The sequence below is a fragment of the Clostridium sp. UBA4548 genome (assembly GCF_002387895.1).
Lineage (GTDB): Bacteria > Bacillota > Clostridia > Clostridiales > Clostridiaceae > Clostridium_J.
In genome coordinates this window covers 21,077-34,563 of the sequence record NZ_DGLI01000013.1, presented here as the reverse complement: position 1 = coordinate 34,563, position 13,487 = coordinate 21,077, and the positions used below count along the sequence as shown (strand labels likewise).

Below are 13,487 nucleotides of genomic sequence, written 5' to 3'. Positions count from 1 at the left end.
ACACCTATATGGAATTTCTTTAACAACTTAATCCTAACTATTATGAATTTATTTTCACTTACAAACTTGTATTGAAATCAACTTTAAATATTCATTACTGTCCGCATTAGTAAGAGTACTAAGCAAATCAACTTCATATGCATTTCCACATATACTATAGCCTTGTTCCTTTATGCCATTTAACAATCTTTCATAAGAAAGGTACATGGTATCATAAGAACCTTTATGATAAGTTGATGCATAGATTCCATAGGACTTTTCGTACTTATTAGTTAACTGTCCCTCAAAATCTTCAGGTATTCTTATTCCAAAATAAGTCACTTTTTTATAAAGACCTAGTTCTAAAGCCTCCTTTGTAATTATATTGCAAATAGGATTTTCAAAATCTATCTGGAGCTCTTTTGACCTACTACAAATAGCAATAAAGCTTTGCATAAATGCCTTTTCATTCTCCTCCATACAAGGTTCTATCATATAGTACTCCTTGCTTTCTGTTGAAAATACCACCTTTTCAAAGTCACTAATGCCCAAAACCTGTTCTAGTAATCTTGATCTTCCCTCAATCTTTCTTCTAATTTTATCTAATTTTTGAATCTCTAAATCAACTTTTTCCTTTTGCTTCCTGAGCATCTCAATGCATCCTTCTGCATTTCGCACACTTAAATACTCCTTAAGAATATTAATAGGTACTCCTAAATTTCTAAAAGTTAGAATAGAGTCTAATTCATCTGCCTGCTCTAAAGTATAGTATCTATAATCCTTTTCACCACGTTTTATTGGGGAAATTAGTCCTATTTTATCGTAATAAATTACTGTCTGCTTTGTAACTCCAAGCATTTGTGCTAATTCCCCAGTTGATAAATATATTTTATTATTCATGCTTATCAATCCTCTTGACTATATAGTTGCTATACCCCTTATTATAACAAATGTAAAACAATAACAATATATGCTTATAAGAATAAGGAGATATTTATGGAAAGTATTGTGAAAAATATTACTGAAAGAAAAGGAATGATTGCTAACATCTGGGCTCTATCCTGGCCTTCTATAGTTGAACAAGCTCTACAGACTGCAGTACAATATGTAGGTTCTGCAATGGTTGGACAACTAGGTGCTCAGGCCTCTGCTGCAGTTGGACTTACTATTACAGTGAACTGGCTTGTAAATAGCCCCTCCTTTGCCATGGGCATCGGTGTTCTATCCTGCATCTCCTATTCCATAGGTGCTAAAAAATTTGAAGAAACAAAACTAGCCTCAATTCAATCTATTATAATAACCTTTATATTAGGAATAATTTTATCTGTCGCTACCCTAAGCGTCAGCCCATTTTTGCCTAAATGGTTAGGAGCCGCTCCAGAAATTCAAAAGGATGCATCCATTTACTTTGCCATCATATGTATGCCTATGCTATTCCGTGTTTCAACCATAGTTTTTGGTGCTGTCCTTCGCTCTACAGGGGATACAAAAACACCTATGAGGATTAATCTGATTATGAATCTAACTAATATTGTATTAAACTTTCTATTAATTTATGGAAACCAAACTTTATCTATTGGAAGCTTAGAAATACCTACCTATGGAGCAGGTTTAGGTGTAATTGGTTCTGCCATAGCTACAGCCATATCTTACACCATAAGCGGGTTTTTAATGTTTTTTGCTCTTTATAAAAATAAATTAGTATCACCTAAAGGTGAAAAGATAAAACTTCACCTTCCCATAATGAAAAGATGCATTAGCGTTGGTTTTCCTGTGACTGTTGAGCGTACCATAACTTGTCTAGGTCAAGTTGTTTTTTCTTCTCTTGTAACAAGCCTGGGTACTATAGCTTTTGCTGCGCATTCCATCGCCTTAACTGCCGAAGAAGCATTTTACATTCCTGGCTACGGCATGCAAGCCTCTACTTCAACGCTTGTTGGAAATGCTCTAGGTGAAAAAGATGAAAAAAAATTTCAGCAAACCTCTATAACAATAATGTGGCTTGCAGTTACAATAATGACTATAACAGGAGCCGTATTGTTTTTCTTTCCTGAGACTATGATGTCTATTTTTATAAATGACCCTGAGGTTATCAAATATGGTTCTTCTGTACTTCGTATTGTAGCGGTTTCTGAACCTATGTTTGGCGCACTAATAATATTAGAAGGAATATTTAATGGCATAGGAGACACTAAAACTCCTGTATTTATATCAATATTATCTATGTGGGGAGTAAGAATTATTTCCACCTACTTATGCGTATCTGTTTTTCACCTGGGTCTAAACTCCGTATGGCTTTGTATGATAGCAGATAACGTAGTTCGTTTTGCTTTACTTTTCGTACGCTTTAAAAGTGGTGCTTGGAAAAGAAAATTCAAAATGGACTAAATTTAATTAATATTAAATATAAAAACTAGTGTCTAGTTCAGGCTTTAATATCCTTAGAATTGTAAGACACATAATCAAAATTAAGTTCTGAGCAATCTATCCCTCTAGAGTAATCTCTAATTAAGTTAAATTTATTTAATGCCTGAAATACATCTTTCAATGTAATTTTATGTCGTTTTTTAATTTTTCCACTATGAAATTTCATAAATATATTATCCCCTTTCAAAAGTACTTTTTATTTCTACTTCAAAACTCTAGGGAAAAGTAATTACTATTACTAACACTAGAATTTTTTCTTCATTCTATGTTAAATTCAGCTTTCGTTATTCAATTGTTAACGGCTTTGTTTTATGGCATCTCTTTAATTGCCATAAAGGGCTACCTTGTAATTCAATATTAAAAGTGGGCTGTATCAAACTTCAATCAAAATTGCATCAAAGTTGCATACTTTTCTTCAGCAGACTTTATTTATACCTTATGTTTTAAGAAAAGTTCATATTTAATATACTAGCTTTTGTGCTCTCACTAAATATGAACAAAGAACCCTATACTACTATGTTATTTGGCTAAATTAAAAACTCTTATCCATTTACAGGATAAGAGTTTTTCACTGTGTACTATGGTATATATCTTTTAAAATTTAGAAATTACATAACCAATATATTAGTACCAACCTCTAAGCTTCATAGTTGTTGCTACTCGTTTTATTGAGTGCATATAAGCAGCATTCCTCATAGAAACCTTGTATTCTTCTTTTATCTTCCATATATCATTAAAAGCACTTATCATTGCTTTTTCTTCTTTATCCTCAACTTCTTCTTCACTCCAATAATATCCATAGAGGTTTTGAACCCATTCAAAATAGGAAACGGTTACACCACCAGCATTGGCTAAAATATCTGGTATTACTAATATATCTTTAGCGTTTAGTATTTTGTCGGCATCTGGGGTAATAGGTCCATTGGCAGCTTCAGCTATTATTTTTGCCTTTATTGTATCTACATTATCTAAAGTGATTTGGTTTTCTCTTGCTGCTGGCACTAGAACATCCACAGCTAAAGACCAAAACTCATCTGCAGTTATCTCCTTTGAATTTGGAAAACCAAGTAGCGTATGATTCTTTTCATAATATACGGCTAATTCCTTAGTAGCTAATCCATTTTCATTATAAATTCCATAGGTTCTCTTTTCTACTCTGTCATATTCTAATATTGAAACTACTTTTGCTCCCATTTTTTCAATAATTGTAGCCGTATGACTTCCAACATTTCCAAATGCCTGAATAGCAACTGTAGCACTATTTATATTAATATTTAACTTGTTTAATGCTTCTCTTATTGTAACCGCTACCCCAAATCCTGTAGCTGCTGTTCTTCCCTTTGAGCCTCCAAACTCTACGGGCTTTCCTGTTAATGTTCCAAGAGCACTATGACCTACAAGCTTATTATATTCGTCAACCATCCAAGCCATTATTTGTCCATTTGTATTTACATCTGGAGCTGGAACATCGACCTTCTCACCAATTAGCTTATATATTCCATCAATATATCCTCTGCTCAATCTTTCAAGTTCTCCTTTGGAAAGCGTTGAAGGATCAACAATAATGCCTCCCTTTCCACCTCCATAAGGTATTCCTGTTACACCACACTTAAAAGTCATCCAAAGTGATAAAGCTTTTACTTCATCTCTTGTAACGTCCTTGTCAAATCTAATTCCACCCTTTGTTGGACCAACTGCATCATTATGCTGTGAACGGAACCCTTTAAATACTTTAATACTTCCATCATCCATTTTTACTGGAATTGACACTTCAATTACCCTTAAAGGCTCACTTAAAATTTCGTAAACTGCTGGTTCAGTCCCAAGTTTGTCACAAGCCTCCTTAAGCATTTTTTGAGCATTTTCAAATGGATTCAAATTTTCTTTCATAATACTGTTACCCCCTATAATTTATTAAAAAAGATTTGCTATATAATTCTTGCTATGTAATATCCAAGTCCCTATTTAGCATAGAATTATTAAAATAGGTTGAAGTTGATTATGTCATATTTTACCACTGGTGATACTTTTATTATATAATATATTATGCAAGATTTCAATCATATATCACTCATTATGAATGATAATTTTCAATTTGTTAACTTTTACAACTATTCACATAATATTATTAGGATTTTTATTAACCCAACCTAATACTTAATTCATAAATAAAAATGCGCCACCTAATACATATTTAGATAGCACATTTTCCATTATTATATCTTTTCTTAAAATAAACATATTTAAATATTATAGCACACCATTACGGCCTTCTCTTCAAAATCTTCGCTTAGATACAACTTTGCTGCATTAGTATTCTCAGCATTTACTGATAGCGAAGAATTCTCATAGCCATTATCCCTTCCAAATTGCACCGCTGCTCTGATTAAATTTCTTCCAAGATTTCTTCCCCTATACTCTGGAATTATAGCCACAGCACCAATAAATGCAAATAAATTCCCCTCAGATTCCTCTGCACTTACACATAAAGTTCCTATGGCTTTATCACCATCCCATAATATCATCATTCCATCTTTAATTAGTTCCTCATCCCTTAACATTTCTATAACCTTATCTTGGGTACAATGTACATGCCCAGCCAAGTTAGCAAAACATTCATTTATAATATCACACCATACTTCTTCATCTACACCTTCCCTAACTGGCCTTAATTGAATATCCTTAGGGAAGTTCGGCTTTACCGATTCCTTGCCGCATCTTTCCATATAATAAGAATATCTTGTAATATGGAAGCCTAATTTTACAAAAACTTCTCCAGTGTTAGATTTTTCTTTTGGTAAAAATAAATACACAGTTTCTATACCCTTAACATGATTTCTAACAGCATCTAATAGTAGTTTATATGCTTCAATATCATTAGCTATTGAATGAAATATTCTAAATCTAGCTTTACTAGAAACTCGGAATTGTGGTGTCATAATTAAAGATACTGCACCAACTATTTTTTCATCATGATTTAATAATATATAAGTTGGATTATCTTCATTTATAACAAATTTATCATCTGGCAAATAGCTTTCATCATGTTCTCTACCATATTTCCCACAGTATTCTAAGAACTCACTAAGTTCTTCATTACTTAATTCTTGCACCTTCATATAACTTACTCCCCCTCACAATGGATAAGAGGATCCATTGAACTCATATTCCCCTTTAAATTCTATAACCTGAATTTAATCATTCAGTTTTTTAATTGTTTCTTCCACTGAAATACATTTTGCATATCTACCATTCCACATAAATTCATTGTGATATCTATAGCTTTGTTCCGCTGACATAAACTTATTATTCACTGTTGTATTCGCATATGCTGGAACTATAATATGCAGTCCATGTTCAAATCCACATTTTATAGTAGCATCAATACAATAGTCTGTTTGTAGCCCAACAATAATTACCTCTTTTTCACCGTTATTTGATAGATACTCTAATAATCCAGTTCCTTTAAATGCACTATTAACATTTTTATCAAATATTTTTTCTCCATCCATTGGCTTAAACTCTTCATATATTTCGAAACCCTCAGTTCCTTTTGTTAACTCGCTACCTTGTCCATCATCATGACGTACATATATTACTTCAATATCATTTTCTCTAGCCTTATTTATTAGTTTTTTAACATTATATACAAAGGTATCAAATTCATATAATTTCTCATTTGTTATTAACTTTTGTGTATCAACTACTAGTAAAACCATTCTAACATCCCTTTCAATCTCATTATATTAAGCTTTATTAATGAATAATTTATGCATTTAATTATATCTTACTTTAATTATTTGATAAATCATTGATTAAAAATTCCTCACTCATATTAAAGCTTATTGAGGAACATTTTATATTATACATATTGTGGCATATATTCAATTATCCAACTTTGGTAAAAAACTTATGATTCGTTTATTATTTACTCTACCATAAATGGGGAATATTTCTTATACCTTACTTCTCTAGTAATGTCCTATTACTGGTTTATCCTTTTTCTTATGTTTACGGTCAGGCTCATATTCTTGCCAATATACTCTTTTCTCGTTCAGTCTACTTCTTGCTTCTTTCTCCTCTGCTGGGTATCCAATTAACACAACACCAACAGGGATAACATGCTCTGGCATATTCAATAATGCTTTAACTGCACTTACATTGCTTTCCACAGGATAAACTCCTATCCATACTGAACCAAGTCCAATTCCTGTAGCAGCAATTAAAACGTTTTCTATAGCTGCACTGCAATCTTGTACCCACATTTCTTTTCCTGGTCCTTTAAAAGCTAATTTCATATTTCCACACACCACAATAGCCACTGGAGCATTGTATCTTGCAAAAATCAATTTGTCTTTTAACTCAGAAAGTTTGTCCTCTTCATCAACAACCACAAACTCCCAAGGTTGACAATTAGCTGCTGTTGGTGCTGAGGTAGCTGCCTTTAATAAAATCATAATCGTATCTCTTTCCACCTTCTTGTCTAAATACTTCCTAATACTTCTTCTCGCATAAATTGCTTCAATTACCTCCACCTTAAATCCTCCTTTTTACTCAATTCATCAGTTGGCTATATACAAAACCCTACAAATCTAAAAGTCCATCTTTTTTATAATATTTAAAATATGGTAGAGCCTACTAGATAATATATTTCTGTAAAATTAGCTTAAAAGTTAGATTCTAAACACCCTAACTTTTTAAGTTTTAATATAGTTTAACTATTTTCATTACCCCACTTATATAAACTAAATTTTACATTAAATTTAAACTATTTACAATTATATGAATATATTGTAAAATATAGGTATTGTTAAATATAAAGGAGGAAGTAAGTTATGACACCAGCTAATTGCTAACATTAATTTTATTTTTAAATTAATAGATATTTTTAAAGAGTATGGTCTTTGCCTATTTTAGGTTAAGCTTATTTGTTTCGCTCTTTAAATGAAATTAGCAATTTAGAAGATAACTTACTTTACTGAAATATATTTAATTATTTAAGCAGAGTTCTTATATAAATTTACTCTTTAGTCAAGATATTTTAAACAATATCTTTATTAAGGCTAGTTGTATTTATATACCTTTGATTTTATAAATTAAAGCTATTTTTAGACCGTAAGAATATTCTTTCTTAGGGTCTTTTTATTTTTCATAGATTTTTTATTAAACCTTTTTAGGCTTCTTGGATACCCCTTAGAAGGTAGTAAGTTATCTAATAATTGCCTTAAGTATTTGGATTATTATTTTATGAGATGAGGAATTATAGATGATTGAATTTACAATGTATCGTATTATGAAAAGATTTGGAGATAATTTAGTATTAAATAATATAACTTTTACTGTATATGATAAAGAAAGAGTTGCCCTTGTAGGTAGGAATGGTTGCGGAAAAAGCACTATTTTAAAACTACTAGCTGGCATAGAACCAATGGATAGAGATGATAGATTAGATTCACGTGATGGCAGGCTAAAAGGCTGGATTAAAATTCCTAAGGGAGTTACTGTTGGATATCTTAATCAACTTCCAGAGTATGCTGGAAACTTAAAGGTTATTCATATTTTAAAATCTGCCTTTGAAGAAGTTTATACCATTGAAAAAAATCTTAGAGAACTGGAAAATACTATGTCTACTCTAGAAGGAGAAGAGCTCGAGAGAGTATTAAAACGGTATAGTGACCTCCAAGAGGTGTATATCACTAAAGGCGGCTATGATATAGAGGAGAAATTAAGTAAGATATGCAAGGGGTTAAAATTTGATGATGCTTTCTTAAACAAGGACTTTAATATTTTAAGTGGTGGAGAAAAAACCACAGTAAGTCTTGGAAAAATACTTTTAGAAAACCCTGATATTTTACTTCTTGATGAACCTACAAATCATTTGGATATGGATTCTATAGAATGGCTTGAAGGATATCTTAGAAATTACAATGGCATTGTTATGGTTGTTTCCCACGATAGGTACTTCTTAGATAATGTGGTGACCAAGGTTATTGAAATTGAAAATAAACAAAATACACAGTATGATGGGAATTATTCTGACTATGTTAGTCAAAAAGAAGATAATATGCTGGAGCAATTTAAGGATTACAAAGATCAGCAAAGCAAAATAAAAGCTATGGAAAGTGCCGTTAAAAGACTTAGGTCTTGGGAACATTATACTAGGGCTGCAAGTATTCAAAAAAAGTTAGATAAACTTGATAAGATTGATAAACCAGTATTTAAAAAACAAAACATTAAATTTGATTTTAAGGATACAGAAAGGTCAGGCTCTAATGTGATAAAAGGTTCTAAAATCTGTAAGAGCTTTAATGATAAAGTTATATTAAGTAAAGCTGAGTTAAACATTTACTACGGTGAAAGAGTAGCTCTCATAGGTCCTAATGGTAGTGGCAAAACTACATTTTTAAAAATGCTTTTAGGTAACATGAATATGGATAGTGGAATTTTAGAAATAGGAGCTAATGTAAAACATGCCTATTTACCACAGGAAATTACTTTTAGTAATGAAGATTGTACAGTTATTGAATGCTTTAGAGAAGATAGAAATATTCTGGAGGGAAAAGCTAGGGAATATCTTTCTAAGTTTATGTTCTTTGGAAAAACTGTTTATCAAAAGGTAAAACACTTATCTGGTGGTGAGAAGGTTAGGCTTAAGCTAAGCATGCTTCTATATGATGCGATAAATCTACTCATACTTGATGAACCAACTAACCATCTTGATATTGAGTCAATTGAAACCTTAGAAACTGCACTAGAGGATTTTAATGGCACTATATTTTTTATATCCCATGATAGGTATTTTATAAATAAAGTCTGTGATAGAATAATTGCCCTGGAGGACAATAAACTGGTAAGTTACTCTGGCAACTATGATTTTTATAAAAACAGCAAACTCCAATTATTACTATCCAAGTCAGTTGACAGTGACATAACTAAGAAAGTTATGTCAAAAAAACCAACTATGAAGCCAGATAATAATTCTAAAAAATCAAACTTCCATATGGAAAAACTGGATCATAGCATTAAATTCTTAGAAGAAGAGCTTCGTGAAATTCATAATCTTATGGATAACTGCGCCTATAATTATGAAGAGCTTGCCAAGCTTTATGCTAAAAAAGAAGAATTAAGTGAACAGTTGGAAGATTTGCTTTCTGAATGGATAAACTCTAATAGTGAAGCTAATTAAAAATTGAAACAGAGTTACTCAAAATGATAATTTGAGTAACTCTGTTTTTCCCTTATGCTCAATCAGATTTACATAAGAGTAAATTGTTTCTTATTATATTTATTAAGATTCAGGTCTAAGAATAACTTTTCGTGATTCCTTTTAAAAAAGTAATTAATCTTTAACTTTTCTTTTTTCTACACCAAGAAATTAAAGTCTTACAAAACTTTTTATTAAATCATAGTACGAAGATAAAAATATATAGTTAGGCACACAATTGCTAAAACAATCATTGTCACTTTGTTTTTCTTTCCTATTATCATATCTATAAATAGCACCAAAGCTAATAAAAGCCATATGTTTTCAATAAAGAATAGTGCTAACAGCGTAATAATAGAAATTTTAAATATAGGAATCAGTAAAGCTAAAATTAGGGATACTACAAAAACTGTTACAAGAAAAGTGAGCCTTGATTTAAGTGAAAACTGTTTAATGTATGAAAAAGCTAAAAAGCAAACTATAATACATAAGAATATCCATTGGATAATCATTTTAATTCCTCCCTTAAGTTAATGAAAAAATGAGAAAAATCATGACTGAATCTGTGAATCTTCTCATTTTTATAAAACATTTTATTTTTTCCAGTGTGTTGGCACCAAAAGAGCCTCTGGTAATTTTGTAGTTAAATCACCTTTTGCACTATTAATTTGTCCTTGAGTTAAAAATATACAATTAGTTAGGTTTGCTCCTCGTAAATCTGCGTCTCTTAGATCTGCACCTATAAGGTCAGCACCTGTTAAATCTGTTCCTCTTAGGTCTGCAGCAATTAAAAAGGCTCCACTTAAATCTTGACCTCTTAAGTCTTTTTTTGTAAGATCTGCTCCCATAAGATTTAATCCTCCACCAAAAACCTTTTTACGCCCAAGAGGATTATTATTGCTTCCTCTAACTTTTTTTCTCACCATTTGGCTGGTTTCTTTTAGCAGTGAATTAACTGCCATTCGATGTGGAACCATATCTAAAACTAAAAGCTTTTCTGCACTAAGATTAGTTAATTCTTCTGTTTTACTTATAATATCCCTAAGTTTCTCTTGAATCACATGATTTTCCTGAAATTTAAGTCCATCCATTAGATACCAAAGCATTTCATGAAGCTGCCTTTGTATTAGGAATACCTGAAACATCTCATCTGCAGACTCTGGACTTTTTCTCCAATGTTCTCCCTTGTAAGTTACTTGAGCAACCTTTTGACCTGCTCCAAAGCAATCATAGGCTACGCAACCCTTTAGTCCCTTCTGTGTTAGTTCTTTATGAACCTTACATTGAAAGTTCTGTTGTAGATTTATACAGGGCTTTCCAGCATCTTTATTTTCTGGAAAGCCTTCAGAAGCCGAAAAATATAAAGCTACACAGCAAAGGCCAAAGCACTTTTCACAATCTACTCTTAAACTATCACGATTAAAATCAAAAGAAGCTCTTTGCATATTACTATTTATATTATTATCTAAAGATTTCATAGTTTTTACACCTCATTTTTTAACAGTTCATTAGCACCTGAAAATAAATAACAACTCAAAGCTGTGAAGGATACGTTGAGTTATATTTACTTATTTTTTTGAAGATGCCTTAGTTTTTTAATCTAATATTATCATTTGAATTAGACTTGTTCAACTTCATACCTGTTATTTAATCATTTATATTCTTTTGTTAAGTTTAACTTTCCTGTGTTTAAACTGTTAACTTACATGCACTTCTTGAAGTAAAATTTTTTAAATTTGCTGTATAACAAATAAGATGGGCCATTTAAAATAGTCCACCTACATTATAATATATAACTCAACTAATCAATAAGATTTTCATCTTTCATTCTCTTTAGTGATTCATTCATTGACTTTTCTAATTCCTCTTGAGCCGAATAGTACACTGCTATTTGCATTAAAGCTACCATGGCTTGTCGTATTTCCCCAGCTAAAGCAGCCTTACTTGGTTCACCATACTTTAATCTTTTTACACCACTAGCTTCAAAGTGATTAACTTCACTTGCAACCTCACCACACTCTTCTAATAATCTTGTAACCATCTGAAAAGGCTCTACTCCTTCTGGAAAACGCTTGAAGCTTCCCTCCACCATCTTATAAAATCTTTCCATTTTCTCTCCCCCGTGTATTTATTGATGCTTTACTAAATATAAAGCAAAACCCCGCTTATATCTTTTACTTTATGAATAATTATATTTTACCTTTATCAATATCATAACAATTACTAAGCTTCTTTTATTCTTTTCTAAAAAACAAATTGCAAAACTTTGTATAGCCAGCAATACTTAGTCTACATAAGTTTCTTTAAACCAACCTTTATGCTTGCAATTAGGACATTTAAGATATTTTCCATTTTTGCCTCCATTTAGTGAAAACATATCCCTCGAAAAGCTAATTGAAAACTTACTTTCACATTTTGGGCAAACATAAGAGTTAACCTTACTATGATAATAAATTAAACCAAATAATAATACCATTGTTATTACTACCATAATAAATGGTGTAATACCACCAATTGATATCGCGGCTGGAAATCCAGTAAAAAGTAAGAGTAAATAACATGCTAAAAATATATAGGTCATTACATCAGTTTTTTTGTGGAGATTTTTCTTTGATACCAATGTATCCATTTCTTCTATGCTCCTAACTTTTACTTTTCCTGTTTCCCTAAATTCTTCTGAAATCACACTTAGTTGCTTTCTTGTTTTTTCTAATGCCAAAATTTCCTTATCAATTTTAGTTAGTTGGTTTGCAATTATTTCATCTAAAAGGCTATAACTATTTTCTGAATTCATAACCTCTTTTATTTCTCCTAAGGAAAAGCCTAGAGCTTTATAAAGGCAAATACATCGAAATTTCCTTAGGTCTTCTTCAGAATATATTCTTCTTCCACCTTCGCTTAGTTCAGAAGGACCTAGTATTCCTTCCTTATCATAATACTGCACAGTTCTAACACTAACATTACATAATTTTGCAATGTCTCCAGTTGAAAATGTTTCCTTCATATCTATCACCTCAACTTTAATTTATCATACTACGCCACGTAACAAGCAATACCTTACCTAAGGTGATTTTTTATTTGAACATTTGTATACACCAAGTTTTATAATCGTGATTCTTATAAAACTTTATGATGCTTTCCATGTTCTTAGTTGATGAATAAAGTAAGGATCTCTCAATACCATTTTCCTTTGAAACTTCTAACACCTTATTTAAAAGAATATTCCCAATCCCTTGTCCCCTATTGTTTTTTGACACATATATATCTTCTATTTCAATATATAATTCTCCATCACTGAATATTGTCATATTCTTAGCTTTATTTATTACTCCACTTACAAAACCAATGATATTCTCTTGCACTTCAGCAACTAAAAAGTACTTTCCTAGCCTTTCAGAAAGATATTTCTTATTAGCTGGTGTAAATCCGTAGGTTATATCATCCTTAGCCCATTCCTCTTGTAAGGCAATAACATGATCCAATTCATTATAGGTACATTGCCTAATTATTAGATTTTCCATGTAGCTCCCCCCTGTTTTTTCAATGCTTTATGTATTCTAATCTCACATAAAAATTAAATATTAATTTTTATTTTCTATATCAATATTTATCTTTATTTATTTATCTTCTTTGCAATTATATTCTCTAAGATACTTTTATTTCCTTTTTATGTATGACAATAGTTTACTACATATTTCAAACTAAACATGAGCTTGAGAATTGTTTTTGAACATGTGTTTTCACTAATCATTAATCTGCTTCATTTTAGTATTTACATAATACATTTTTGTATATAAAAAAACTGCTGACAATCAATCTATCAGCAGTTTCTATACATTATTTTAACTATATCTATAGGATTATTTTTTTAATAATG

At 31.1% G+C, this 13,487-nt stretch carries 13 protein-coding genes; 2 read left to right on the top strand and 11 right to left on the bottom strand.

What is annotated here, in order from left to right:
- Positions 1-54: 54 nt before the first annotated feature.
- Entirely contained in the window at positions 55-879 is an 825-nt protein-coding gene (locus B3040_RS04205) for a MerR family transcriptional regulator (RefSeq protein ID WP_291570535.1), read from the bottom strand.
- Between the two features lie 96 nt (positions 880-975).
- On the opposite strand from B3040_RS04205, the gene B3040_RS04200 reads away from it, so the two are divergent.
- Positions 976-2,367: an MATE family efflux transporter gene (locus B3040_RS04200; protein WP_291570533.1), complete on the top strand. Its 1,392-nt coding sequence runs from the start codon at positions 976-978 to the stop codon at positions 2,365-2,367.
- A gap of 37 nt (positions 2,368-2,404) precedes the next feature.
- Here the strand turns inward: B3040_RS04200 and B3040_RS04195 are convergent, their stop codons facing one another.
- From B3040_RS04195 to B3040_RS04175, 5 genes are all read right to left on the bottom strand, one after another.
- Positions 2,405-2,572 (bottom strand): hypothetical protein, encoded by a 168-nt coding sequence (locus B3040_RS04195; protein ID WP_291570531.1) that lies wholly within the window; start codon positions 2,570-2,572, stop codon positions 2,405-2,407.
- A 458-nt stretch (positions 2,573-3,030) separates the two neighbouring features.
- Positions 3,031-4,299: a Glu/Leu/Phe/Val family dehydrogenase gene (locus tag B3040_RS04190; protein WP_291570769.1), complete on the bottom strand. Its 1,269-nt coding sequence runs from the start codon at positions 4,297-4,299 to the stop codon at positions 3,031-3,033.
- Between the two features lie 350 nt (positions 4,300-4,649).
- Positions 4,650-5,525, bottom strand: coding sequence for a GNAT family N-acetyltransferase (locus B3040_RS04185; protein WP_291570529.1), 876 nt, complete (start codon positions 5,523-5,525; stop codon positions 4,650-4,652).
- A 75-nt stretch (positions 5,526-5,600) separates the two neighbouring features.
- On the bottom strand, positions 5,601-6,125 hold the full coding sequence (locus tag B3040_RS04180) for a cysteine hydrolase family protein (protein WP_291570527.1): 525 nt from the start codon (positions 6,123-6,125) through the stop codon (positions 5,601-5,603).
- A gap of 252 nt (positions 6,126-6,377) precedes the next feature.
- Positions 6,378-6,941 carry a nitroreductase family protein gene (locus B3040_RS04175; protein WP_291570525.1) on the bottom strand — a complete coding sequence of 188 codons (564 nt, stop codon included), beginning with the start codon at positions 6,939-6,941 and terminating at the stop codon, positions 6,378-6,380.
- Positions 6,942-7,672: 731 nt separating this feature from the next.
- Between B3040_RS04175 and B3040_RS04170 the strand changes: the two genes are divergently transcribed.
- Positions 7,673-9,592: an ABC-F family ATP-binding cassette domain-containing protein gene (locus tag B3040_RS04170; RefSeq protein ID WP_291570524.1), complete on the top strand. Its 1,920-nt coding sequence runs from the start codon at positions 7,673-7,675 to the stop codon at positions 9,590-9,592.
- Between the two features lie 212 nt (positions 9,593-9,804).
- On the opposite strand, the gene B3040_RS04165 is transcribed toward B3040_RS04170, so the two are convergent.
- From B3040_RS04165 to B3040_RS04145, 5 genes are all read right to left on the bottom strand, one after another.
- Positions 9,805-10,122, bottom strand: coding sequence for a hypothetical protein (locus tag B3040_RS04165; RefSeq protein ID WP_291570523.1), 318 nt, complete (start codon positions 10,120-10,122; stop codon positions 9,805-9,807).
- An 81-nt stretch (positions 10,123-10,203) separates the two neighbouring features.
- On the bottom strand, positions 10,204-11,088 hold the full coding sequence (locus B3040_RS04160) for a pentapeptide repeat-containing protein (protein WP_291570522.1): 885 nt from the start codon (positions 11,086-11,088) through the stop codon (positions 10,204-10,206).
- Between the two features lie 323 nt (positions 11,089-11,411).
- On the bottom strand, positions 11,412-11,720 hold the full coding sequence (locus B3040_RS04155; protein ID WP_291570521.1) for a hypothetical protein: 309 nt from the start codon (positions 11,718-11,720) through the stop codon (positions 11,412-11,414).
- A gap of 174 nt (positions 11,721-11,894) precedes the next feature.
- Positions 11,895-12,614, bottom strand: coding sequence for a MerR family transcriptional regulator (locus tag B3040_RS04150; protein ID WP_291570519.1), 720 nt, complete (start codon positions 12,612-12,614; stop codon positions 11,895-11,897).
- A 70-nt stretch (positions 12,615-12,684) separates the two neighbouring features.
- Complete coding sequence (locus tag B3040_RS04145; RefSeq protein ID WP_291570517.1) at positions 12,685-13,131, bottom strand: GNAT family N-acetyltransferase; 447 nt, start codon at positions 13,129-13,131, stop codon at positions 12,685-12,687.
- Positions 13,132-13,487 lie beyond the last annotated feature (356 nt).